A 22,784-nucleotide genomic window follows, 5' to 3' on the forward strand; every position below is an offset into this window, starting at 1 on the left:
TCCCGGAGCCCCCATGGGACGTTATGTGATCCGGCGTCTGCTGCAGATGATCCCGGTCTTCTTCGGCGCCACACTGCTGATCTTCCTGATGGTGAACGTGATGGGCGACCCCGTCGCGGGCCTGTGCGGCGACCGCAAGTGCGACCCCGCCACGGCCACCCAGCTGAAGAAGGAGTTCGGCCTCGATAAGCCGGTGTGGCAGCAGTACCTGACGTACATGGGCAATGTCTTCACCGGTGACTTCGGCACCGCCTTCAACGGCCAGAAGGTCACCGAGCTGATGTCGACCGCCTTCCCGGTCACCATCCGGCTCACCGTCGTCGCGATCGTCTTCGAGATCGTCATCGGGATCTCCCTGGGCGTGCTCACCGGACTGCGGCGCGGGCGCCCCGTCGACACCGTGGTGCTGCTCCTGACGCTCGTCGTGATCTCCATCCCCACCTTCGTCACCGGCCTCGTGCTGCAGCTGCTGCTCGGCGTCGAATGGGGCGTCATCAAACCCTCCGTGTCGAGCGAGGCGCCCTTCGACGAACTCCTGATCCCCGGGCTCGTCCTCGCCTCGGTCTCCCTGGCGTACGTGACCCGGCTGACCCGCACCTCCATCGCGGAGAACCGCCGCGCCGACTACGTCCGCACCGCCGTCGCCAAGGGTCTGCCCCGGCGCCGCGTCATCACCCGGCACCTGCTGCGCAACTCGCTGATCCCGGTGGTCACCTTCATCGGCACGGACGTGGGCGCCCTGATGGGCGGCGCGATCGTCACCGAGCGGATCTTCAACATCCACGGCGTCGGCTTCCAGCTCTACCAGGGGATCCTGCGCCAGAGCACGCAGACCGTCGTCGGCTTCGTGACCGTCCTGGTCCTCGTCTTCCTGGTGGCCAACCTGATCGTCGACCTCCTGTACGCCGTACTCGACCCGAGGATCCGCTATGCCTGAACCCACCGAGCCGCAGGGCGCCATCGCCGCGACCGGCGCGGGCGGCGCGATGGACCTCGCCACGAGCGAGGGCTCCTCCCTGGCCCCCGGCGGGCCCGGCGGTACCGGGCCCGCCGCCCCGGCGCGCAGCCTGTGGTCCGACGCCTGGCGGGACCTGCGGCGCAACCCGATCTTCATCGTCTCGGGGCTCGTGATCCTCTTCCTCGTGATCATCTCGATCTGGCCCTCGCTGATCGCCTCCGGCAACCCGCTCGACTGCGACCTCGCCAACGCGCAGAAGGGCTCGGCCCCCGGCCACCCCTTCGGCTACAACGAGCAGGGCTGCGACGTCTACACCCGGGTCGTGTACGGCACCCGGGTCTCGGTCACCGTCGGCGTCTGCGCCACGCTCGGCGTCGCGGTCCTCGGCAGCGTGCTCGGCGGGCTCGCCGGGTTCTTCGGCGGGATCTGGGACTCGATCCTCTCCCGCATCACCGACATCTTCTTCGCCATCCCCGTCGTCCTCGGCGGCCTGGTGCTCCTGTCCGTGGTGACCAGCTCCACCGTCTGGCCGGTGATCGGCTTCATGGTGCTGCTCGGCTGGCCGCAGATCTCCCGCATCGCGCGCGGCTCCGTCATCACCGCCAAGCAGAACGACTACGTGCAGGCGGCGCGGGCGCTCGGCGCCTCCAACTCCCGGATGCTCCTGCGCCACATCACACCGAACGCCGTCGCCCCGGTGATCGTCGTGGCGACCATCGCGCTGGGTACGTACATCGCCCTGGAGGCGACGCTCTCCTACCTCGGCGTCGGACTGAAGCCCCCGACGGTGAGCTGGGGCATCGACATCTCGGCCGCCTCCCAGTACATCCGCAACGCCCCGCACATGCTGCTCTGGCCGGCCGGAGCCCTCGCCGTCACCGTGCTCGCGTTCATCATGCTCGGCGACGCGGTGCGCGACGCCCTCGACCCCAAGCTGAGGTAGGCGTACATGGCAACCGTGGCATCCGAGACCTCCGTACCCGGGGCGCCGGGGGCGGCCAAGCTGCTCGAAGTGCGCGATCTGCACGTGGAGTTCCGCACCAGGGACGGGGTCGCCAAGGCCGTCAACGGCGTCGACTACAGCGTCGCCGCGGGCGAGACCCTCGCCGTTCTCGGCGAGTCGGGATCCGGCAAGTCCGTGACCGCCCAGGCCGTCATGGGCATCCTCGACCTGCCGCCCGGGAAGATCACCGCGGGCGAGATCCTCTTCCAGGGCAAGGACCTCCTGAAGCTGAAGGAGGAGGAGCGGCGCAAGGTGCGCGGCGCCGGGATGGCGATGATCTTCCAGGACGCGCTGTCCTCGCTGAACCCCGTGCTCAGCGTCGGCGAACAGCTCGGCGAGATGTACGTCGTCCACAAGGGCATGTCGAGGAAGGACGCGAAGGCCAAGGCCGTCGAGCTGATGGACCGGGTCCGCATCCCCGCCGCCAAGGAGCGCGTCGGGCAGTACCCGCACCAGTTCAGCGGCGGCATGCGCCAGCGCATCATGATCGCCATGGCGATGGCGCTCGAACCCTCGCTGATCATCGCCGACGAGCCGACCACCGCCCTCGACGTGACGGTCCAGGCCCAGGTCATGGACCTGCTCGCGGAGCTCCAGCGCGAGATGAACATGGGCCTGATCCTGATCACCCACGACCTGGGCGTGGTGGCGGACGTCGCCGACACCATCGCGGTCATGTACGCGGGCCGCATCGTCGAGCGCGCCCCCGTCCACGAGATCTACCGGGCGCCCGCCCACCCCTACACCCGCGGCCTGCTCGAATCCATCCCGCGCCTGGACCAGAAGGGCCAGGACCTCTACGCGATCAAGGGCCTGCCGCCGAACCTCATGAACATCCCGCCCGGCTGCGCCTTCAACCCCCGTTGCCCCATGGCCCAGGACGTCTGCCGCACCGACGAGCCGCCGCTCGCGCAGGTGACGTACGAGGGCCTCGCCGCCGACCGCAGGAGCGCCTGCCACTTCTGGAAGGAGACGCTCGATGTCGCACGGTGAGCACGTCAGCAAGAAGCGGCTCGAGGAAGAGGGCGAGACCGCGCGGCAGCTGATGCACAAGGCGCGCGCCGAGTCGGAGTTCGCCGCGCACGGCTCCGCCTCCGGCCACGAGCCGATCCTCCAGGTCCGCGGCCTGGTCAAGCACTATCCGCTGACCCAGGGGATCCTGATCAAGAAGCAGGTCGGCGCGGTCAAGGCCGTGGACGGCGTCGACTTCGACCTCACCCGGGGCGAGACGCTGGGCATCGTGGGGGAGTCCGGCTGCGGCAAGTCGACGGTCGCGAAGATGCTGGTCAACCTGGAGCGGCCGACCGCGGGCGAGATCCGCTACAAGGGCGAGGACATCACCAAGCTGTCCGGGCGGGCCCTGAAGGCGGTGCGCCGCAACATCCAGATGGTGTTCCAGGACCCGTACACGTCCCTGAACCCGCGTATGACGGTGGGCGACATCATCGGAGAGCCGTACGAGATCCACCCCGAGGTGGCCCCGAAGGGTTCGCGGCGCCAGAAGGTGCAGGAGCTCCTGGACGTGGTCGGGCTCAACCCCGAGTACATCAACCGCTACCCGCACCAGTTCTCCGGCGGTCAGCGCCAGCGCATCGGCATCGCCCGCGGCCTGGCGCTGCGGCCCGAGGTCATCGTCGCCGACGAGCCGGTCTCCGCGCTCGACGTCTCCGTCCAGGCGCAGGTCGTGAACCTCCTGGAGAAGCTGCAGGACGAGTTCGACCTGTCGTACGTCTTCATCGCCCACGACCTCTCCATCGTGCGGCACATCTCCGACCGGGTCGGCGTGATGTACCTCGGGCGGATCGTCGAGATCGGCTCGGACGAGGAGATCTACGAGCACCCGACGCACCCCTACACCCAGGCGCTGCTCTCCGCCGTGCCGGTCCCCGACCCCGCGGCGCGCGAGCACCGGGAGCGGATCATCCTCAGCGGCGACGTGCCCTCGCCCGCGAACCCGCCGTCGGGCTGCCGGTTCAGGACCCGCTGCTGGAAGGCCCAGGAGCGGTGCGCGCAGGAGGTCCCCGCGCTCGCGGTGCCGGCGGAGTTCCGGCTCGTCGACAGCCCCGCCGCGCACGACTCGGCGTGTCACTTCGCCGAGGAGAAGCAGGTCGTGCCGTGAGCAGGGGGGCCTGTGGGAGTCCGGTGACTTAACGCGCGGGTAATGCCGCCGTCGCGGCACCGATATACGGACGCGGCACGCTGGACGACGTACGGCCGTGCGGGTGCCGTGGACCGGCCGGGGCGCGCCATGTCGCCCCGGCCGGTCGCCCGTCCGCCTCCCGCTACAGGCCCAACGACCGCTTCAGGAAGTCCACTTGGAGCAGCAGGAGGTTCTCCGCGACCTGCTCCTGCGGGGTCATGTGGGTGACGCCCGACAGCGGCAGGACCTCGTGCGGGCGGCCCGCGGCGAGCAGGGCCGAGGAGAGCCGCAGCGAGTGCGCCACCACCACGTTGTCGTCGGCCAGGCCGTGCACGATCAGCATCGGGCGGTGCGGCTCCGCGGGTTCGACCAGACCGTCGTCCCAGATCAGGGAGTTGCGGCGGTACGTCTCCTGATTCGTGGCGGGGTCGCCCAGGTACCGCTCCTCGTAGTGCGTGTCGTAGAGCCGCAGGTCCGTCACCGGGGCGCCGACCACCGCCGCGTGGAAGACGTCGGGGCGGCGCAGCGCCGCCATGCCCGCGAGGTAGCCGCCGTAGGACCAGCCGCGGATCGCCACCCGGTCCAGGTCGAGCGGGTACTCGCCGGTCGCCGCGAGGGAGTGCAGCGCGTCGACCTGGTCGTCGAGGGTGAGCGTCATGTCGTTCTTGATCGACTTCTCCCACGCGGGGGAGCGGCCCGGTGTGCCGCGGCCGTCCGCGACGATCACCGCGAAGCCCTGGTCGGCGAACCACTGCGAGGTGAGGAAGATGTTGTGCGCACGCTGGACGCGCTGACCGTGCGGACCGCCGTACGGATCGAGCAGTACCGGAAGGGGCCCGTCCGTCTCCTTGTATTCCGTGGGGAGCAGGACGGCGCACGGAATCCTCCGCGTGCCCCCTTCGGTGAGCGTCACGCGCGGTGTGAGCCCCGGGCGCTGGGCGTATGAGGCGACGGTCGCCACCTGCTTGCCCTCGCGCAGCACCTGGACCCGAGCGCCGGGACGGTCCAGGGTGGCGGACGCAAGGACCGTGACACCGCCCGCGCGGACCGCCGAGTGCACTCCGGGTTCCCGCGAGAGGCGTTCCACACCCAGTTCGTTGACGCGGTAGACGTGCACCTCGCCGGTCTCCGGGTCGGCCGCCTCGGCACCCGCCGAGGCCGCGACCAGGATGTCCTCCTCGGTCACGTCCAGGACCGAGCGTACGTGCAACTGCGGTCCCGTCAAAGGGCGTTCGCCCCAGGCAAGCACCCGCGCGCCGCCCTCGTCAACGATGCGCACCAGTCTGCCGCTGGGGGACCAGCACGGCACACCGGCGAAAAGTTCCAGCCATCCTGTCGTCGGATCGTCCTCCTCGGCATGCACCATCCGCGTCGTCCCCGTGTCCGGATCCACCGCGAGATACAGCTGACTGCCCTGGTCACGGGATTGCACGAGCAGCAGGGGCGCGCCGTCCGCCGACCAGTGCACGCGCGCGAGATAGGGGAAGCGGACGCGGTCCCAGACCACCTCGGTGCGCGCCCCGTCCAGACCGACGACGAAGAGGCGCACCTCCGCGTTGGGCGTGCCCGCGGCCGGGTAGGCGACCCGGGCCGGCTCGCGGTCGGGGTGCGCGGGATCCGCGATCCACCACCGCTGGACGGGGGCGTCGTCCACCCGTGCGACCAGGATCCTGTCGGAGTCGGGCGACCACCAGAAGCCGCGGTGCCGCTTCATCTCCTCGGCCGCGACGAACTCGGCGAGGCCGTAGGTGACGGTCTTCTCCTGCCCGGCCTCGGGCTCGGCGAGCGCGCGGTCGCCCGTACCGTCCGCGCCGGTCACGCGCAGGGCACCGTGGGCGACGTACGCGACATGACGACCGTCCGGCGAGGGGTGCGGGTCGATCACGGGCCCGGGAACGGGCAGTTCGCGTGCCGTGCCCGCGCGCAGCTCCGCCGTGAAGAGCCGCCCCGACAGCGCGAACGCCGCAAGCTCCACCGCCGCGTCCGTCGCATAGCCCACGATGCCCGCGCCGCCCTCACGGCTGCGCTCGCGCCGCGCCCGCTCCGCTGCGGACAGCCGCTCCGCCGTGCCGCCGAGCAGCACCCTCGGATCCGCCGCCACGCGCTCGGCGCCGCCGTCCGCCAGGTCGAGGACCCACAGTGCCTGGACCCGGTCCGTGCCGGAGGACGAGCGCAGGAAGGCGAGGCGTGAACCGTCCGGCGCCACCGTGAAGGCACGGGGCGCACCGAGGGTGAACCGCTGCGTGCGGGCGTGCTGCCGCGGGAAGGAGAGCCGCTGTGCCGGGCTCTCTTCGGGCCTGGGATTTCCGGGGTTCTCGGTGGTCATCCCCCGAGCCTATGGCTCATGCGCCCCCCTGTGCTGCCGTGCTCCGAGTCATGCGTCCACACGGATAGTTATGATCCGTAGCGCTTGGTGGGTATGAACCTGCTGGCGTCCGCACTGGGTTACGGCAACGACTTGGAGGTGACCGCCGTGGCACTCTCGATTTCGGCGGTGGTGCTGCTGGCGATCATCGTCTTCCTGCTGGTCAAGAAGTCAGGTCTGAAGGCGGGGCACGCGGTCGTCTGCATGCTCCTCGGCTTCTACCTGGCGAGTTCGTCCGTCGCGCCGACCATCAACGAGCTGACGACGAACGTGGCGGGGATGATCGGCGACATCAAGTTCTGAGAGTCCCGAGCGGCCCGGCCGCCAGGGGCTGAGCGGCGGGGCGCCGTGTTCCGGGCGCTCCCCGCGGTGCTCGTAGGGTGGTCCCATGACGGAACTGCCCGCCCGGCGCCTGCTGCTCGTGCACGCGCACCCCGACGACGAGTCGATCACCACCGGCGCGACCATGGCCAAGTACGCGGCCGAAGGTGCCCACGTCACGTTGGTGACCTGCACGCTGGGCGAGGAGGGCGAGGTCATCCCGGCCGAGCTCGCCCATCTCGCCGCCGACCGCGAGGACTCCCTGGGTGCCCAGCGCATCGGTGAGCTGGCCGCCGCGATGAAGGAGCTGGGGGTCACCGACCACCGCTTCCTCGGCGGCACCGGGCGCTACCGCGACTCCGGGATGATGGGCGTCGAGCAGAACCGCCGCCCCGGCGCGTTCTGGTCGGCCGACCTCGACGAGGCGGCCGCGCACCTCGTCGAGGTGATCCGCGAGGTACGCCCGCAGGTCCTCGTGACCTACGACCCCGACGGGGGCTACGGCCACCCCGACCACATCCAGGCCCACCGCGTCGCCATGCGCGCCGCCGACCTCGCGGCCGAGCCCGCCTTCCGCGGCGACCTCGGCGAGCCGCACGCCATCGGCAAGATCTACTGGAACCGCGCCCCGCGCACCGTGGTCGAGGAGCGCTTCCGGTGGATGGAGGGGGCGCTGGGGGACTCGCCGTTCACCACGCCCGCCGTCGTCGCGGACGTCCCCGGCGTCACGGACGACGAGCGGATCACGACGGAGATCGACGGGCGGCCCTTCAGGGCGGCCAAGGCGGCGGCCATGCGGGCCCACGCCACCCAGATCACGGTGAGCGAGCCGCTCTTCGTCCTCTCCAACGAACTCGCGCAGCCGATCTTCGACGTGGAGTACTACGAGTTGGTCCGGGGAGAAGCGTCGACACAGGGGCCCGGCCGTGAAACCGATCTCTTCGCGGGCCTCGAAAGGGTGACTGATGTGGCTGAGGTGACCGCGCTGTGAGTACGCGATCCCGTGCGTCGTCGGGGGCGGGCTCCGAGTCGGGTGCCGGCTCCGGGGCCGCGTCGGGGGCCGGCTCCGCAGCGGCCTCCAAGAACCCTTCCGCTTCCGCCGCGGCGGGCGCCGCGCCCGCGGGCAGCTTCCTCGCACAGCCCTTGCGGGCGGGGCGAGTTGCCGCCTACGTCGGGCTCTTCGTGCTCGGCGCCGTCGTCGGCGTCGCGGGCGCGCTCGTCCAAGGCGGCTTCTTCCCCGCCGGGTTGCTGCTCGCGCTCCTCGGCGCGGCCGGTGCCTTCTACGGCGGCGCGCGGGCGATCGGCACCAGAGCGGGGGCCGTCGCGCCCGCCGCGGGCTGGCTCGTGGCGGTCATGCTGCTCACGGCCACCAGACCCGAGGGGGACTTCCTCTTCGGCGCGGGCCTCGGCTCGTACGGCTTCCTGCTCGGCGGTATGGCCGTGGCTGTGATGTGTGCCACGCTCGGGCACCGGCCGCAACCGAGCGGGTCCGCCGCCCGACTTGGCAAGTGACGTACCACTTCGGCCCGTGTCCCGCACGGGTTTGACGCCGGTCACGGGATGCGTGTCGACGGCGGCCAGTATGGTGGTGCGGCCGCCGAGCCTCCCCCAACCTCCGGCCGGGGGGACCCCGGATGAGGTAGAGACGGGCGGCGGAGTCAACCAGGAGAACCTGCCTTGAGTCGTGAAACTGACAGTTCGTCCGCCGGGCCCCAGGGGCGCGGTGGAGCCGCATACCCCTCGGGGACGCCGCCGTACGGCTCCCCGGCGCAGGGCGCTGCCGCCGACGGCGGCACGGACGGCGCGCGGCGGCAGGCCGCCGACGAGCGGCCCGACGAGCCCGAGACCCAGACCACGCTGACCACCCGCATCCGGATCAACATCCCCGGGTCGCGGCCCATCCCGCCGGTCGTCATGCGCACGCCCGTCGGTGACGAGGGCGGGCGCGAGGAGTCCGCGCGCGGGGACGACGGGGGCCGCCGTGACGGTGCCGCTTCCGGTGCGGGTGCTCCCGGCGCTCCCGGTGCCCCGGGCGCTCCCGGTGCGGGTGGCGCGGCAGGCATGGGCGGCATGGGCAGGGCCCCGGAGGCCGGTGCCCAGGGAGCTTCCGGTTCCGGTTCCGGTAGTGGTGCCGCTTCCGCCCCGGCCGAGGGCGGCGCCTCCGCCGCGGCCGAGGAGAAGACGAGCGACTGGTTCGCGCCGCGCAAGCCCGCGGGCGGCGGCTCCGCCCCGGCCGGTTCGGGGACGAACGGCACGGGGATGCCCGGCGGCGCGGGTGCGCCTGGTGCGAACGGCTCCGGCCCGAACGGCTCCGGTGCGAACGGCTCCGGCCCGAACGGCTCCGGTGCGAACGGCTCCGGTTCCTTCGACGTGTCCGGCGCCGTGGCGTCGGGCCCCCTCGGCTCGGGAGGCCCGGGAGCCCCCCAGGGCGGCGACCCGTCCCGAGGCGACCTCCCGTACTTCTCCGGCGGCCCGGAAGCAGGCCCGGCGGCAGGACCGGGATCAGGCCCCGGTGCACGGCAGGGCGCGGGGCAGGGCACCGGCGCAGGCGCCGGTGCGAGCGGCTCCCGGGGCCCCGCGGGCCCGACCGGCGGTCCGGTCACCGGCGACAGCCCGCTGACGCCGCCCACGCCTCAGGCCGGGCCATCGGGCGGCCCCGGCGCCCCCGGCGGCCCCGGCGGCCCCGCCAACTCCGCGCCCCGCACGCCCCGTTCGGGCGCCATGAGCGACGACACCGCGATCCTCACGCCGCAGAAGGCGGGCCCGGTCTCGCCGCCGCCCGGCGGCCCGCGTCCGCCCGCCGGCGGTCCCGGCGGTCCCGGCGGTCCCGGCGGCCCCGGCGGCCCCGCGGCCCCCGGCGCCAACGTCTCCGGTGAGACGCTCACCAGCGGCATCCCCGTCGTGCCGCCCGCGCAGGACAACTCCCCGTTCCCGCCCGGGCCGCAGGGCGACGGGCCGGTCCCGCACACGCCGCCGAAGCTGCCCGAGCCGGTGCGCTCGGACGTGCCCGCGGCTCCGGCGCCCGCGCCGAAGAAGAAGGGCCGCAACAAGCTGGTCCTCGTCGCGGTCGCCGTGGTCGTCGTGGCCTGCGGGGCGTACGGCGCGGGCCTGTTGATGAACCACGCCGACGTTCCCAAGGGCACCACCGTCCTCGGCGTCGACATCGGCGGCGGCACCCGTGACGAAGCCGTCAAGAAGCTCGACGCCGCGATCGACGCGCGCGTCACCAAGCCCCTGAAGCTGTCGGTGGACGGCGAGGAGGTCGCGCTCAAGCCGGACCAGGCGGGCCTGACCGTGGACAGCCAGGCCACCGTCCGTGAGGCCGCGGGCAGTGACTACAACCCCGTGTCGGTGGTCGGCTCGCTCTTCGGCGGCCAGCGGGTCGTCGAGCCCGTCATGCCCGTCGACGAGGAGAAGCTGGCGGCCGCCCTGGAGCGCGCCGCGGGCGGCTCGGGCACGGCCAAGGAGGGCACGGTCAAGTTCCTGCCCGGCAAGGCCGTCCCCGTCTACGGCAAGGTCGGCAAGGGCATCGACCCCGAGGCCTCGACGACCGCCGTCGCACAGGCGTACAAGAAGCAGGTCGAGACGGGCAGCGCGGGCACGGTCCAGGTGCCGGTCACCACGCGCAAGCCGACCGTGGCCAAGGCCGAGGTCGACAAGTTCATGACCAACTTCGCCAAGCCGGCCATGTCCGCCAACGTCACCATCAAGGCGGGCGCCAAGGAGATCCCCTTCGGTCCGGCCAAGTCGCTGCCGAAGATCCTTGAGACCAAGGCGCTGAAGGACGGCACCCTCCAGGTGCACTACAACCTGGAGGAGCTGGAGAAGCTGTACGGCAACGTCTTCGACGGCGTCCTGATCCAGCGCGGCGACGGCTCCAAGACGCCGGTCCAGCCGACCGACGTGGCCCAGGCCATGGGCAAGGCGCTGGTCGGCAAGACGCCCGCGGAGCGCATCGGCGTGATCGAGACGAACGCGAGCTGAGGCCCGCGCCTCCTCGCGCCGCGTGCGCGTACGCCCCAAAGCCCGGCAGGACAGCCTGCCGGGCTTTGGCATGACATCTGTCATCCCAGAGACACCACACTCGACACTGCCGCCGCCACCTGCGGTTTTGTCACGATGGTGGGCATGAAGACGATCACGGCACCGCCCGCCGTCACCACCGCGGTGGCCTTCGAGCGGGTGACCAAGAGCTACGGCGACGTCCGCGCCGTCGACGGCCTCACCCTCGACCTCCACGCGGGCGAGACGGTGGCACTGCTCGGACCGAACGGCGCGGGCAAGTCCTCCACCCTCGACCTGCTGCTCGGTCTGCGGCGCCCGGACAGCGGCACGGTGAGGGTCTTCGGGACGTCCCCGCGCGAGGCGATCACCGCGGGCCGGGTCGGCGCGATGCTGCAGAGCGGTGGCCTGATGGGCGAGGTGACCGTGCGCGAGATGGTCAAGCTCGCCTGCGACCTGCACCCGAGGCCCCACCGCGTGAACGACGTGCTCGCCCACGCGGGCATCACGCAGATCGCCGACCGCAAGGTCGACAAGCTCTCCGGCGGCCAGGAGCAGCGCGTCCGCTTCGCGCTCGCCACGGCCGGCGAGAACGACCTGATCGTGCTCGACGAGCCGACCACCGGCATGGACGTCACCTCCCGCCAGGCGTTCTGGGCCACCATGCGCGAGCAGGCCGACCAGGGCCGCGCGGTGCTGTTCGCCACGCACTACCTGGAGGAGGCCGACGCCATCGCCGACCGCGTCCTGGTCCTGCACCGCGGCCGCCTCCTCGCGGACGGCACCGCCGCCGAGATCAAGGCGAAGGCGGGCGCCCGCAAGGTCGCGTTCGACCTGGAGCTGATCGATCCGGAGCGCACGGAGCAGCTGCGCGCGCTGCCCTTCCTGACCACCCTCGACATCTCGGGCCACACGGTCCGCCTCCAGTCGACGGACGCCGACGCCACCGTCCACGCGCTGTACGGGCTCGGCCTCTACCCCCAGAACCTCGAAGTGGCCGGACTCGGCCTGGAGCAGGCCTTCGTGGCGATCACCGCCGCCGAAGAGGCCAGGGCCGTATGAAAGGCGTGAACGGAATGAACAGCGTGAACGGCATGAAAAGCCTCATCAAGCTGGAGATCACCCGCGCTCTGCGCAACCGCAAGTTCCTCTTCTTCTCGGTGATCTATCCGGCGGTGCTCTTCGTGATCATCGCGGGCAGCCAGGACGGCGCCGCCGAGATCCCGGGCTCGGGCGGCCTCTCCGTCCCCGCGTTCATGATGGTCTCGATGGCGTCCTTCGGCGCCCTGACCGCCGTACTCATGGGCAACAGCGAGCGCATCGCCAAGGAGCGCGAGAGCGGCTGGGTGCGGCAGCTGCGCCTGACGACCCTGCCCGGGCGCGGCTACGTCCTCGCGAAGACCGCGAGCGCGGCCGTGGTGAGCCTGCCGTCCATCGTCGTGGTGTTCGTGGTCGCCGCGGTGTTCAAGGGCATCCACTTCGAGGCCTGGCAGTGGCTGGCACTGACCGGCGCGATCTGGGCGGGCAGCCTCTGCTTCGCCGCGCTCGGCGTGGCCATCGGCTACCTCGCGTCCGGTGACGCCGTCCGCCCGATCACGATGATCATCTACTTCGGGCTCTCCATCCTGGGCGGCCTGTGGATGCCGACGGCGACGTTCCCGCAGTGGCTGCAGAGCGCCTCCTCCTGGCTGCCCACCCACGCGTACGCCGCCCTCGGGCAGGCCATCGAACTGGGCGGCGCACCGCACGCGAAGGACGTCGCGCTCCTGGTCGCCTACTTCGTCCTCTTCGCGGGCGGCGCGGCGTGGCTGTACCGGAAGGACACACTGAAGGCGTGAAAGAGACAGCTGCCGAGTGCAACGAGCTCCACCCCGTCCACACCTTCGGGCGGCCGCCGCGGGGCCGCCGCCAGTTCCTCACCAAGGCGGGCTGGATCGGTGTCTGGCTGGTCTTCCTGAGCTCCCCGATCCAGGACCTGGCCGCGGGCCGCCACACGCCCCCGGCCACGGTGCTCGGCTCGCTCGGCCTCGCGGTCTTCGTGGTCTGCTATCTGACCCTCGTCTTCCGCTACACCACCAGGATCCTCCAGTGGCGCGGTGTCATCACCTCCTTCGGGCTGCTCGTGGCCCTCGCCGTACTCCTCGCCTTCAGCTTCGGCGACCACTGGCTCGGCCTCTTCGTGTACGTCTCGGTCTCCGCGGGGGCCGTCCTGCCCATGCGGTACACGCTCTGGGTGGTCCCCGCGGTCACCGTCCTGATGGTCCTGGTCGGCCTGCGCGACGACGGCCTCGGCGACCTGATCACCAACCTCGGGGTGATCACCCTCCTGGTGGGCTTCGCGATGTCCGGCGTACGCCAGTTGATCCGTACGACGATCCAGCTGCGGCAGGCGCGCGCCACCGTCGCCCAACTCGCCGCCAACGAGGAGCGGTTGCGGCTCGCCAGGGACCTGCACGACCTGCTCGGCCACTCGCTCTCCCTGATCACGCTCAAGAGCGAGCTCGCCGGGCGGATGCTCCCCGACCACCCCGACAGGGCCGCCCAGCAGGTCGCCGACATCGAACAGGTCAGCCGCCAGGCCCTGGTGGACGTCCGCGAGGCCGTCTCCGGCTACCGCAGGCGCACCCTGGCCGGCGAGCTCGCGGGCGCCCGCACGGCCCTGACCGCCGCGGGCATCGAGGCCGACGTCCCGATGGAGGCCCCCGCCGAACTGCCGGGCGAGGAAGGGGAGGCGGCGCTGGCGTGGGCGCTGCGCGAGGCCGTGACCAATGTCGTGCGGCACAGCGGGGCCTACCGCTGCACCGTGGCCTTCACGGCCCGTCAGACGCTTGCGGGGCGGCTCATCGAGCTGTCCGTGGAGGACGACGGGGCGGGCGGTGCCGGCGCGGCCGCGGGCAACGGCCTGACGGGCCTCGCCGAGCGCGTGGCCGCCGTCGGCGGCGTCCTGGAGACGGGGCCCGGCGCCCGCCGCGGCTTCCGTCTGGCGGTCCGCGTGCCCCTGGCGGAGGCGACCGTAGGATCCCCCTCATGAGCAGCGGGAACAGCGGGAACAGCGGCAGCGGCGCGGGCGGCGTCATCAAGGTCCTCCTCGCCGAGGACCAGTCGATGGTCCGGGAGGCGCTCGCCGCCCTGCTCGGCCTGGAGCCGGACATCGAGGTCGTCGCCCAGGTGGCCCGCGGCGACGAGGTGCTCGCCGCGGCACGCGCCCAGGACGTGGACGTGGCGCTGCTCGACATCGAGATGCCCGGCATGACGGGCATCGAGGCGGCGGCCGAACTGCGCGCCGCCCTCCCCGAGTTGAAGGTGGTCGTGCTCACCACCTTCGGCCGCCCCGGCTACCTGCGCAGCGCCATGGAGGCGGGCGCCGTCGCGTTCCTGGTCAAGGACGCGCCCGCGGCCCAGCTCGCCGAAGCGGTGCGCAAGGTGCTCGCGGGGGAGCGGGTCATCGACCCCACGCTGGCCGCCGCGGCCCTCGCGGGCGGCGCGAACCCGCTCACCGACCGCGAGCGCGAGGTCCTGCGCGCGGCGGCCGACGGCGCCACCAACGCCGAGCTGGCCGCCGCCCTGCACCTCTCCCAGGGGACCGTGCGCAACTACCTCTCGACGGCGATCCAGAAGCTCGCGGTCCGCAACCGCGCGGAGGCGGTCAGGGTCGCCAGGGACAAGGGCTGGCTCTGAGCCCCGGGCAGCCCGCTGCTCCGCGACGCGCCGTCGCCGCGCGTCAGTTCAGCATCGCCCGCGCCCGCAGCGCCTGCCGCCGCGCCTGGTCGGCGGTGGCGGGTTCCTCCGCCGCGATCTGATCGGCGTAGGTGTCGAGCGCCCGCGCTCCGACGAGGAAGTCCCCGCTCTGTACGAGGAGTTGGGCACGCTCGTAGTGCAGCCGGGGCGGCGGTGACGGCAGGAGCAGGGAGAGCTCGATCGCCCAGAGCGACACGTCGGCGTGCTCGGGGCGGGGCGCGGCCCAGGCCCGGATGTTGTTGAGGATGCGCCCCACGATGTCCAGGGTCCCCGCGGGGCGCAGCATCGACGGCACGGGCGGCGCCCCCGTGGCCGCCGTGACCAGCAACTCGACGTCCGTGCCCGTCAGTACGCGGCCGCCGTCGAAGGGGTTGGCGAGCACCTGGTCGTCGAGGGGCCCGAAGCCGACCACGAAGTGGCCCGGCAGCGCCACCCCGTGGACGGTGGCCCCCGCGCGCCGCGCCACCTCCATCCAGAGCACGGAGAGCAGGATCGGCAGGCCTCTGCGGCGGCGCAGGACCTGGTGCAGGAGCGAGGACTCCAGGCGCTGGTAGTCACCGGGTCTGCCCTTGAACCCGCAGCGCCCGCCCAGGAGTTCGGCCAGGGACGACGCCCAGGCGCGGGGGTCGTCGAAGCGGCAGGAGCGGTGGCCGAGCGCGGCCTGCTCGGCGAGCCGGTCGAGCAGGCGCCGCGCCGCGCCGATGCCCGCCTCGTCCAGCGAAGGGTCCGCCTCGGTGCCGATCAGCAGGCACAGCAGCGCCAGATCGGGCCGCGAGGAACCGGCCTCGGCCGCGAAGAGCCGCCGCCAGTCGGTGGTTCCAGGGGGTCGGGGGTGCATACGTCCCTCGTGCCCCCTCGCGCCGATCGATACGTCAGTTCAGCATCGCCCGCGCGGCCCGCGCCTGGTGGCGCACCCGCTCCGCCGTGGTCGGCTCGACGGCCGTCACCACATCCGCGTACGCGTCGAGCTCCTCCGCGCCGCCGAGGAAGTCGCCCCGCTGGACGAGGAGTTGGGCCCGCTCATAGCGCAGCCGCGCCGGATGGGCGGGCAGCAGCAGCGACAGCTCCAGGGCCCACAGGGCTACGTCGGAGCGCTCGGGCCGGGCAGCCGCCCAGGCACGGATGTTGTTCAGGATGCGCTGCACGATGTTCAGCGGATCGGCGGGCGTCAGCATCGACGACTGGATGCCCGTGCCCGCCGTACCGGCGACCAGGAGCTCCGCGTCGGCCCCGGTGAGCAGCCGGCCGCCGTCGAAGGGGTCGGCGAGCACCTGGTCGTCCCGGGGGCCGAAGCCGACCACGAAGTGGCCCGGCAGCGCCACCCCGTACACCGGGGCGCCCGCGCGCCGCGCCACCTCCATCCACACCACGGAGAGCAGGATCGGCAGACCCCTGCGGCGCCGGAGCACCTGGTGCAGGAGCGAGGAGTCGAGGCGCTGGTAGTCACCCGGCGTGCCCTCGAACCCCTGCTGCTCGCCGAGGAGTTCGGCGAGCGCGGCGGCCCAGGCGCGCGGCCCGCCGGGGCGGAACGGCAGCAGCCCCGCGAGCCGGTCCAGCTCGATCTCGGCGGCGTCGATCCCCTCCTCGTCCAGGGAGGGGTCCGCCTCGGTGCCGATCAGCAGGCACAGCAGCGCGAGACCGGGCCGCTCCGACCGTGCCTCTTCGGCGAACCGCCGTCGCCATTCGCCGGACTCCGCGTGCATACGTGCCTCGTGTCTCATGCCCTCGCGGGGCGCTGTTGCCGTGCTGTTCCGTGTCGTGCTGTCGCGTCCGGTGCCGTGCCGTTCCCGCTCAGGCCGGCCCGTACCGGTAGTGGTGATAGGCGTGATGTGCCGCGAAGCCCATCCCGCCGTACAGCGCCCGCGCGCCGTCGTTGTCCGCCTCGACCTGCAGCCAGGCCGCCGAAGCGCCCTCGGACAGGGCCTGCCGTGCCAGCGCGGCCATCACCGCGGTGGCGAGCCCCTGCCGCCGCCGCTCCGGATCCACCTCGACCGCCATGAACCCCGCCCAGCGCCCGTCGACCACGCACCGCCCGATCGCGGCCGGGGAGTCACCGCTCCCGGGCACGGAAGCGAACCACACCGAGGGCCCGCTCGCCAGCACCTTGAGCACATGAGGTCCCGGAACCCCGAAGCGCTTGTACCGCCGCAGCCACGGCTCGTCGAAGGAGCGCGACAGCCGGACGCGGTCCGTGTCCACGTCCAGATCGCCGACCGGGGCGAGAGCGCCGATGTGGAGCTCCGCGGTGACCTCGCGCTCCCAGCCGCGCTCCTCCAGCGCGGCGCAGAGCAGTTCCTGGGTGCCCTCGGCGCCGGTCGCGGTCTGGATGTACGGGGGCAGCCCGCGGTCGGCGTACCATCCGCGCACGGACGAAAGTGCCTCGTCGAGCGGCCTTCCCGGATCGCCGAGCGGCAGCACGGAGTTGGCCCTCCGCGTGAACCCTGCCGCCGCCCGCAGCTCCCACTCGCCGAGCGCCCCGCCCTCCACCGGCTGCCAGGCCCGCGCCGACACCCGCGCCAGCTCCTCGTACGAGGCGGCGGGGCCCCGTCTGCGGGCCGGCGCGGCCGGTACGACCTTGCCTGCCACCAGAGTTCGCTCCGCAATGCGGACGCTCTCGCCGTCCCGTCGTGTGATGAGCACCACACCGTCGTCCCACGATGTGAGAACGCCCACCGTGTCGGTGAACTTGCCACCGGCGGTGGAGCCGCCGGTCAGCCGCCGGACCGACACTCGTTTACCCACGTCAGCAGGGGTGATACGGACCTCGAGTTGTCCGCCCGCAGTGAATTCCACAGCTCTGTACGCCCCTCCTGTTCGGATCTTGCCCGGGAACGGAGATACTAGGGGCGGGCATCGACGACGCCGCGCTCCCGCGCGCCAGGCGAGCGGAGCCTGAGGACGGCCCGCCAACGCCCGTATCGAGGAGGAACGACAGCGTGACCTACGTCATCGCGCAGCCTTGTGTCGACGTCAAGGACAAGGCGTGCATCGAGGAGTGCCCGGTCGACTGCATTTACGAGGGCTCCCGGTCCTTGTACATCCACCCGGACGAATGCGTCGACTGTGGAGCCTGCGAACCGGTCTGCCCGGTCGAGGCGATCTTCTACGAGGACGACACTCCTGAGGAGTGGAAGGACTACTACAAGGCGAACGTCGAGTTCTTCGACGAGCTCGGCTCGCCCGGCGGCGCGAGCAAGCTCGGCCTGATCGAGCGTGACCACGCCTTCATCGCCGCACTTCCGCCGCAGAACCAGTAACGGCAGACAGCGCGTCGCCCCGGTCCCGCACGGCCTCTTCGCCGTGCGGGACCGAGGCATTTGCAACGACCAGTACCAGCACGGGAGTCAGCACGTGCCAGCAGCCTCCGACCACCCACCCGTCTCCCACCGCCACCCTGCCGCCGAGTCGCCGCGCGACCGCCTTCCCGACTTTCCCTGGGACAAGCTCGAGCCGTACAAGGCCACCGCGGCCGCCCACCCCGGCGGCATCGTCGACCTGTCGGTGGGCACCCCGGTCGACCCGGTGCCCGAGCTGATCCAGAAAGCGCTGATCGCGGCCGCGGACTCGCCGGGCTATCCGACGGTGTGGGGCACCCCCGAGCTGCGCGACGCGATCACCGGCTGGTGCGAACGGCGGCTCGGAGCACGGGACTTCACGCACCGCAACGTCCTGCCGGTCGTCGGCTCCAAGGAGCTGGTGGCCTGGCTCCCGACGCAGCTGGGCCTCGGCCCGGGCGACGTGGTCGCCTACCCGCGCCTCGCCTACCCGACGTACGAAGTGGGCGCGCGCCTGGCGAAGGCCGGGTACGTGGCCTACGACGAGCCCACCGAGCTCGACCCCACGAACCTCAGGCTCCTGTGGCTCAACTCGCCCTCGAACCCGACCGGTCGGGTCCTCACGCGCGAGGAGCTCACCCGCACCGTCGCCTGGGCGCGCGAGCACGGCGTACTGCTCGTCAGCGACGAGTGCTACCTGGAGCTCGGCTGGGAGGCCGAGCCCGTCTCGGTCCTGCACCCGGACGTGTGCGGCGGTTCGTACGAGGGCGTCGTCGCCGTCCACTCGCTCTCCAAGCGGTCCAACCTGGCGGGCTACCGCGCGGCGTTCATCGCCGGCGACGCGGACGTGCTCGGCGATCTGCTGCAGATCCGCAAGCACGGCGGCATGATGACCTCCGCGCCCACCCAGGCCGCCGTCGTGGCGGCGCTCGGCGACGACGAGCACGTGCGCGAGCAGCGCGAGCGGTACGCGGCCCGGCGCACGACCCTGCGCGACGCCCTCCTGAAGCACGGCTTCCGCATCGAGCACAGCGAGGCGAGCCTGTACCTGTGGGCCACGCGCGAGGAGTCCTGCTGGGACACCGTCGCCCACCTCGCGGACCTCGGCATCCTGGTGGCGCCCGGCGACTTCTACGGCCCGGCGGGCGACCGCTTCGTACGGGTGGCGCTGACCGCGTCGGACGAGCGGGTCGCGGCGGCGGTCGAGCGTCTCGCCTGAGGGACAACGCGAAGGGCCCGGAGCCAGTGGCTCCGGGCCCTTCGCGTGCCCATCGGGGGATCAGCCGAGGGGCAGGCCCTTGACCGGCAGCTGGTCGGCGGCCGGCAGGCCACCGGTGGGCAGTCCGCCCTTGGTCAGGCCGTCGGTGGGCAGGCCGCCCTTGGTCAGCGCGTCCGTGGGCAGACCGCCCTCGGTGGCCGCGCCCGCGGTCTCGCCGAGCACCTCGCCCGCGCTGCCCGCGACGTCACCGGCGGCCTTCTGGGCGGCGGGGGTCGCGGTCTTGGCACCCTTGCCGACGGCCTTGCCCGCGGTCGGGACGGCCTTCTTCACGGCCTTGCTGCCCGCGTCGCCCGCGAGGCCGCTGACGTTCTGAGCCGCACCGTCGACGGTGTTGCCGAGGCCCGCTCCGTCCAGGGCGGTCAGGCCGCCCAGGTCGGGGGCGGCCGGAAGGTCAACGGCGCTCGCGGAGCCGGCCGCACCGACCACGGAAGCTGCACCCGCTGCGCTGAGCAGCGCGGCACGGGCGATCCGGCGGGTCAGGGGGAGGGACATGATGCTCCTTCAGACGGGAGAGAACGTTGGTGTGTCCGGCCGGATCGGCTCCGGCGTCCCACCGGATGGGTTCCGGCGATCGGACGCAGTGACTACCGCTCGAAGCCCGCGAAGGTTGCGGTGGGCCAACGTAAAGAGTTGGCAATGCGTCGCATTATCGGCTGCGGATAAAAACGGGCAAACGGCCCCCGCGTCGAATGCCCGCGGAATCCTTAATCCCCTTTGCTCTCAAGGGATTTGAGGGTTGCGGGGGAGGGGTGCGGGAAAGCCCCGCGGGGCGTCGAGCCGACGCGATCTCCGTGCCCCTATCGAGTGATCCGCCGCACTACTGCCCAGTGACGATTCGGACCTCGTCGGTGCTCCCGTCGGGCCCCGCGGCCCCGTTCGACTTCGCATCCCGCCACTTGCCCGAACCGTCGGCCCGCCATTCGCGGCCGCCGTACGCGACCCGCTCGATGTGCAGGGCCGAGGACTGCGCCACGGCCCAGTGCGCCAGCTCCCAGCCGCGCTGCGGAGGCTTCCCCTCGGCCATCGGGGCGGGCACGGGGACCGTCACCGCGCGTCCGCGGGCGGCGTCGGGGCGCACCTCGCGGCCGAAGTCGCGGACGAGCGCGGCCCGGACCTTCGCCGGGCCGCCGGGGTCGGTGCCGGGTCGGCCCTCGCAGCTGAAGGTGGCGGGGGAGCGGCCGGTGAGCGCGGCGGCGAGCAGCGCGGCGTCCGGCTCGTGCTTGGCGTAGGCCTGCGGGAAGCCGCTGCGCTGCACGCGCTGCGCGGCGACGGTCAGCGGCAGCCGCGAATAGCCGGGCACCTCGGCCAGGTGCTCGTAGAAACGGCCCGCCGAGTACGCCGGGTCCATGATCTGCCGCTCGTCGCCCCAGCCCTGCGAGGGCCGCTGCTGGAAGAGGCCGAGCGAATCCCGGTCGCCGTGCCTGATGTTGCGCAGGCCCGACTCCTGGAGAGCGGTGGCGAGCGCGATGGTCACCGCGCGCTCGGGCATGCCGCGCGAGGTGCCGACCGCGGCGACCGTCGCGGCGTTCTCCGCCTGTTCGGCCGTGAACTCGTAACGGGCGCCGTCGCCGTCGCCCGAGACGACCGTGCAGCGGGGGGCGGGCTTGCCCCCGTACACGTACTGGACCGCCACATAGCCCGCGACGGCGAGCAGCACGGCGACCGCGGCCCCGATACGGAGGAGACGGCCGCGCCGGAGGAGGGTGGGGGGCTCAGGCACGCGTCCAAGGTACTGGAGTCCACTGACAGCCCGGCGCGGCGTCTGGCGTTAGGGTCGTCGGCATGCCTCACACACCGCTTGACCTCACGCTCGACGCCGCGGAGCTGACCGCGCGGCTGGTCGACTTCCCGTCCCCGAGCGGCGAGGAGAAGGCGCTCGCCGACGCCGTCGAGGCGGCCCTGCGCGCCCTGCCGCACCTCACGGTCGACCGGCACGGCAACAACGTGGTGGCGCGCACGAACCTGGGCCGCGCCGAGCGGGTCGTCCTCGCCGGACACATCGACACGGTGCCGATCGCGGACAACGTGCCCTCCCGCCTCGACGAGGACGGCATCCTGTGGGGCTGCGGCACCTGCGACATGAAGTCGGGCGTCGCCGTCCAGCTGCGCATCGCGCAGACGGTGACCGAGCCCAACCGCGACCTCACCTTCGTCTTCTACGACAACGAAGAAGTGGCCGCGCACCTCAACGGCCTCGGGCACGTCGCCGAGGCCCACCCCGACTGGCTCGCGGGCGACTTCGCGATCCTCCTGGAGCCGACCGACGGCCTCGTCGAGGGCGGCTGCCAGGGCACGCTGCGGGTCCACCTGAAGACCAAGGGCGTGCGGGCGCACTCCGCGCGCGCGTGGATGGGCTCCAACGCGATCCACGCGGCCGCCCCGATCCTGGCCAAGCTCGCCGCGTACGAGCCGCGCAAGCCGGTGGTCGAGGGCCTCCAGTTCCACGAGGGCCTCAACGCCGTCCGTATCGAGGGCGGCGTCGCCACCAACGTCATCCCCGACGAGTGCACCGTCGTCGTCAACTTCCGCTACGCGCCCGACCGCAGCGAGGAGGAGGCCCTCGCCTTCGTACGCGACTACTTCGCGGACTGCGGCGTCGACGAGTTCATCGTGGACGACCACACGGGCCCGGCCCGCCCCGGCCTCACCCACCCGGCGGCCGCGGCCTTCGTGGCGGCCGTCGGCGGCGAGCCCCGCGCCAAGTTCGGCTGGACGGACGTCTCCCGCTTCAGCGCGCTCGGGGTGCCCGCGGTCAACTTCAGCCCCGGCAACCCGCTGCTCGCGCACAAGGTCGACGAGCGTGTCGAGGCGGCGCGGATCCCCGAGGCGGAGGAGACGCTGCGGGCCTGGCTCACCTCCTGACACTCCGAGGTCCCTCTGTGGTAACCCGCGTAGACCTACGCTGTGAGTCACGTACGCATGGAGGGAGCAGACGATGAGCAACCCCGATGAGGTCACCGCCGGGAAGCGTCCGGAGGAGCAGCGGCTCGGTCCGGTGCTGCGGCGGCGCGACCAGGTCCAGCCCGGCACCACCGACCAGCGTCTCCTCGACTCCGACGGACCCTCCGAGTGGGTGCACACCGACCCCTGGAGGGTCCTGCGCATCCAGTCCGAGTTCATCGAGGGGTTCGGCACGCTCGCCGAACTCCCGCCCGCGATCAGCGTGTTCGGCTCGGCGCGCACCCCCGAGGACGCGCCGGAGTACGAGGCCGGGGTCGCGATCGGCAAGGCGCTCGTGGAGGCCGGCTTCGCGGTGATCACGGGCGGCGGGCCCGGCGCGATGCAGGCCGCCAACCAGGGCGCCGTCGAGGCGAAGGGCACCTCGGTCGGCCTCGGCATCGAGCTGCCCTTCGAGCAGGGCCTGAACCCCTACGTCGACATCGGCGTGAACTTCCGCTACTTCTTCGTCCGCAAGACGATGTTCGTGAAGTACGCGCAGGGCTTCGTGGTCCTGCCCGGCGGCCTCGGCACCCTGGACGAACTCTTCGAGGCGCTCACCCTCGTCCAGACCCGCAAGGTCACCCGCTTCCCGATCGTCCTCTTCGGCTCGGAGTACTGGGGCGGCCTGATCGACTGGCTGAAGAACACGGTCATCGCCCAGGGCAAGGCCTCGGAGGCCGACCTGCTCCTGTTCCACGTCACGGACGACGTGGACGAGGCGATCTCCCTGGTGACGAAGGAAGTCGGCAAGTAGAACTCCCCG

The 22,784-nt window shown here is 72.3% G+C and carries 22 protein-coding genes; 16 read left to right on the forward strand and 6 right to left on the reverse strand.

Going from position 1 to position 22,784, the window contains the following annotated elements:
* Positions 1–13: 13 nt before the first annotated feature.
* The 4 genes from ACZ4D5_RS19685 to ACZ4D5_RS19700 are packed head-to-tail and all read left to right on the forward strand — an operon-like array spanning position 14 to position 4,080.
* On the forward strand, positions 14–937 hold the full coding sequence (locus ACZ4D5_RS19685) for an ABC transporter permease (RefSeq protein ID WP_467773653.1): 924 nt from the start codon (positions 14–16) through the stop codon (positions 935–937).
* Entirely contained in the window at positions 930–1,901 is a 972-nt protein-coding gene (locus ACZ4D5_RS19690) for an ABC transporter permease (RefSeq protein ID WP_467773654.1), read from the forward strand. The genes ACZ4D5_RS19685 and ACZ4D5_RS19690 overlap by 8 nt, the downstream gene beginning before the upstream one ends.
* Before the next feature lie 6 nt (positions 1,902–1,907).
* Positions 1,908–2,954: an ABC transporter ATP-binding protein gene (locus ACZ4D5_RS19695; protein WP_467773655.1), complete on the forward strand. Its 1,047-nt coding sequence runs from the start codon at positions 1,908–1,910 to the stop codon at positions 2,952–2,954.
* A 52-nt stretch (positions 2,955–3,006) separates the two neighbouring features.
* Positions 3,007–4,080, forward strand: a complete 1,074-nt coding sequence (locus ACZ4D5_RS19700; protein ID WP_467774034.1) for an ABC transporter ATP-binding protein — start codon at positions 3,007–3,009, stop codon at positions 4,078–4,080.
* 163 nt (positions 4,081–4,243) lie between these two features.
* Here ACZ4D5_RS19700 and ACZ4D5_RS19705 read toward each other — a convergent pair whose 3' ends face one another.
* Positions 4,244–6,427 carry a S9 family peptidase gene (locus tag ACZ4D5_RS19705; protein WP_467773656.1) on the reverse strand — a complete coding sequence of 728 codons (2,184 nt, stop codon included), beginning with the start codon at positions 6,425–6,427 and terminating at the stop codon, positions 4,244–4,246.
* A 147-nt stretch (positions 6,428–6,574) separates the two neighbouring features.
* Here ACZ4D5_RS19705 and ACZ4D5_RS19710 point away from each other — a divergent pair, with 147 nt between their 5' ends.
* From ACZ4D5_RS19710 to ACZ4D5_RS19745, 8 genes are all read left to right on the forward strand, one after another.
* Positions 6,575–6,769, forward strand: a complete 195-nt coding sequence (locus ACZ4D5_RS19710) for a hypothetical protein (protein ID WP_362329145.1) — start codon at positions 6,575–6,577, stop codon at positions 6,767–6,769.
* An 85-nt stretch (positions 6,770–6,854) separates the two neighbouring features.
* Complete coding sequence (gene mshB / locus ACZ4D5_RS19715) at positions 6,855–7,778, forward strand: N-acetyl-1-D-myo-inositol-2-amino-2-deoxy-alpha-D-glucopyranoside deacetylase (protein ID WP_467773657.1); 924 nt, start codon at positions 6,855–6,857, stop codon at positions 7,776–7,778.
* Positions 7,779–7,930: 152 nt separating this feature from the next.
* Complete coding sequence (locus tag ACZ4D5_RS19720) at positions 7,931–8,299, forward strand: DUF6113 family protein (protein WP_467774035.1); 369 nt, start codon at positions 7,931–7,933, stop codon at positions 8,297–8,299.
* 165 nt (positions 8,300–8,464) lie between these two features.
* Positions 8,465–10,771, forward strand: coding sequence for a hypothetical protein (locus ACZ4D5_RS19725; RefSeq protein ID WP_467773658.1), 2,307 nt, complete (start codon positions 8,465–8,467; stop codon positions 10,769–10,771).
* Between the two features lie 144 nt (positions 10,772–10,915).
* Positions 10,916–11,851, forward strand: a complete 936-nt coding sequence (locus ACZ4D5_RS19730; protein WP_467773659.1) for an ABC transporter ATP-binding protein — start codon at positions 10,916–10,918, stop codon at positions 11,849–11,851.
* A 32-nt stretch (positions 11,852–11,883) separates the two neighbouring features.
* On the forward strand, positions 11,884–12,627 hold the full coding sequence (locus ACZ4D5_RS19735; protein WP_467773660.1) for an ABC transporter permease: 744 nt from the start codon (positions 11,884–11,886) through the stop codon (positions 12,625–12,627).
* Entirely contained in the window at positions 12,624–13,820 is a 1,197-nt protein-coding gene (locus ACZ4D5_RS19740) for a sensor histidine kinase (RefSeq protein WP_467773661.1), read from the forward strand. The genes ACZ4D5_RS19735 and ACZ4D5_RS19740 overlap by 4 nt, the downstream gene beginning before the upstream one ends.
* Entirely contained in the window at positions 13,817–14,467 is a 651-nt protein-coding gene (locus ACZ4D5_RS19745; protein WP_467773662.1) for a response regulator transcription factor, read from the forward strand. Before ACZ4D5_RS19740 ends, ACZ4D5_RS19745 begins: the two co-directional genes overlap by 4 nt.
* Positions 14,468–14,510: 43 nt before the next feature.
* Here the strand turns inward: ACZ4D5_RS19745 and ACZ4D5_RS19750 are convergent, their stop codons facing one another.
* From ACZ4D5_RS19750 to ACZ4D5_RS19760, 3 genes are all read right to left on the reverse strand, one after another.
* A complete protein-coding gene (locus ACZ4D5_RS19750; RefSeq protein WP_467773663.1) occupies positions 14,511–15,365 on the reverse strand; it encodes a transglutaminase family protein in 855 nt (284 codons plus the stop codon).
* 34 nt (positions 15,366–15,399) lie between these two features.
* Positions 15,400–16,230, reverse strand: coding sequence for a transglutaminase family protein (locus ACZ4D5_RS19755; RefSeq protein ID WP_467773664.1), 831 nt, complete (start codon positions 16,228–16,230; stop codon positions 15,400–15,402).
* Between the two features lie 88 nt (positions 16,231–16,318).
* Positions 16,319–17,320, reverse strand: a complete 1,002-nt coding sequence (locus tag ACZ4D5_RS19760) for a GNAT family N-acetyltransferase (RefSeq protein ID WP_467773665.1) — start codon at positions 17,318–17,320, stop codon at positions 16,319–16,321.
* Positions 17,321–17,463: 143 nt separating this feature from the next.
* Between ACZ4D5_RS19760 and fdxA the strand changes: the two genes are divergently transcribed.
* Positions 17,464–17,784, forward strand: a complete 321-nt coding sequence (fdxA, locus tag ACZ4D5_RS19765; protein ID WP_030573070.1) for a ferredoxin — start codon at positions 17,464–17,466, stop codon at positions 17,782–17,784.
* 94 nt (positions 17,785–17,878) lie between these two features.
* A complete protein-coding gene (locus ACZ4D5_RS19770; protein ID WP_467773666.1) occupies positions 17,879–19,021 on the forward strand; it encodes a bifunctional succinyldiaminopimelate transaminase/glutamate-prephenate aminotransferase in 1,143 nt (380 codons plus the stop codon).
* Positions 19,022–19,081: 60 nt separating this feature from the next.
* Here the strand turns inward: ACZ4D5_RS19770 and ACZ4D5_RS19775 are convergent, their stop codons facing one another.
* Both ACZ4D5_RS19775 and ACZ4D5_RS19780 read right to left on the reverse strand, forming a co-directional pair.
* The gene (locus ACZ4D5_RS19775) at positions 19,082–19,573 is read right to left on the reverse strand and encodes an ATP-binding protein (protein WP_467773667.1); all 492 of its coding nucleotides are present in this window, start codon (positions 19,571–19,573) and stop codon (positions 19,082–19,084) included.
* A gap of 325 nt (positions 19,574–19,898) precedes the next feature.
* Positions 19,899–20,801, reverse strand: coding sequence for a VldE C-terminal domain-containing protein (locus tag ACZ4D5_RS19780; protein WP_467773668.1), 903 nt, complete (start codon positions 20,799–20,801; stop codon positions 19,899–19,901).
* 62 nt (positions 20,802–20,863) lie between these two features.
* On the opposite strand from ACZ4D5_RS19780, the gene dapE reads away from it, so the two are divergent.
* Both dapE and ACZ4D5_RS19790 read left to right on the forward strand, forming a co-directional pair.
* Positions 20,864–21,943, forward strand: a complete 1,080-nt coding sequence (dapE, locus tag ACZ4D5_RS19785; protein WP_467773669.1) for a succinyl-diaminopimelate desuccinylase — start codon at positions 20,864–20,866, stop codon at positions 21,941–21,943.
* 73 nt (positions 21,944–22,016) lie between these two features.
* The gene (locus ACZ4D5_RS19790; RefSeq protein ID WP_467773670.1) at positions 22,017–22,775 is read left to right on the forward strand and encodes an LOG family protein; all 759 of its coding nucleotides are present in this window, start codon (positions 22,017–22,019) and stop codon (positions 22,773–22,775) included.
* Positions 22,776–22,784: the final 9 nt, after the last annotated feature.

The sequence above is a fragment of the Streptomyces sp. NPDC025651 genome (assembly GCF_055558735.1).

What these genes read in the sequence shown, in the direction of transcription:
- ACZ4D5_RS19685 (WP_467773653.1), top strand. Translation starts at nt 14, where the DNA reads ATGGGACGTTATGTGATCCGGCGTCTGCTGCAGATGATCCCGGTCTTC.
- ACZ4D5_RS19690 (WP_467773654.1), top strand. Translation starts at nt 930, where the DNA reads ATGCCTGAACCCACCGAGCCGCAGGGCGCCATCGCCGCGACCGGCGCG.
- ACZ4D5_RS19695 (WP_467773655.1), top strand. Translation starts at nt 1,908, where the DNA reads ATGGCAACCGTGGCATCCGAGACCTCCGTACCCGGGGCGCCGGGGGCG.
- ACZ4D5_RS19700 (WP_467774034.1), top strand. Translation starts at nt 3,007, where the DNA reads ATGCACAAGGCGCGCGCCGAGTCGGAGTTCGCCGCGCACGGCTCCGCC.
- ACZ4D5_RS19705 (WP_467773656.1), bottom strand. Translation starts at nt 6,427, where the DNA reads ATGACCACCGAGAACCCCGGAAATCCCAGGCCCGAAGAGAGCCCGGCA.
- mshB (WP_467773657.1), top strand. Translation starts at nt 6,855, where the DNA reads ATGACGGAACTGCCCGCCCGGCGCCTGCTGCTCGTGCACGCGCACCCC.
- ACZ4D5_RS19730 (WP_467773659.1), top strand. Translation starts at nt 10,916, where the DNA reads ATGAAGACGATCACGGCACCGCCCGCCGTCACCACCGCGGTGGCCTTC.
- ACZ4D5_RS19735 (WP_467773660.1), top strand. Translation starts at nt 11,884, where the DNA reads ATGAAAAGCCTCATCAAGCTGGAGATCACCCGCGCTCTGCGCAACCGC.
- ACZ4D5_RS19745 (WP_467773662.1), top strand. Translation starts at nt 13,817, where the DNA reads ATGAGCAGCGGGAACAGCGGGAACAGCGGCAGCGGCGCGGGCGGCGTC.
- ACZ4D5_RS19750 (WP_467773663.1), bottom strand. Translation starts at nt 15,365, where the DNA reads ATGCACCCCCGACCCCCTGGAACCACCGACTGGCGGCGGCTCTTCGCG.
- ACZ4D5_RS19755 (WP_467773664.1), bottom strand. Translation starts at nt 16,230, where the DNA reads ATGCACGCGGAGTCCGGCGAATGGCGACGGCGGTTCGCCGAAGAGGCA.
- ACZ4D5_RS19775 (WP_467773667.1), bottom strand. Translation starts at nt 19,573, where the DNA reads ATGTCCCTCCCCCTGACCCGCCGGATCGCCCGTGCCGCGCTGCTCAGC.
- dapE (WP_467773669.1), top strand. Translation starts at nt 20,864, where the DNA reads ATGCCTCACACACCGCTTGACCTCACGCTCGACGCCGCGGAGCTGACC.
- ACZ4D5_RS19790 (WP_467773670.1), top strand. Translation starts at nt 22,017, where the DNA reads ATGAGCAACCCCGATGAGGTCACCGCCGGGAAGCGTCCGGAGGAGCAG.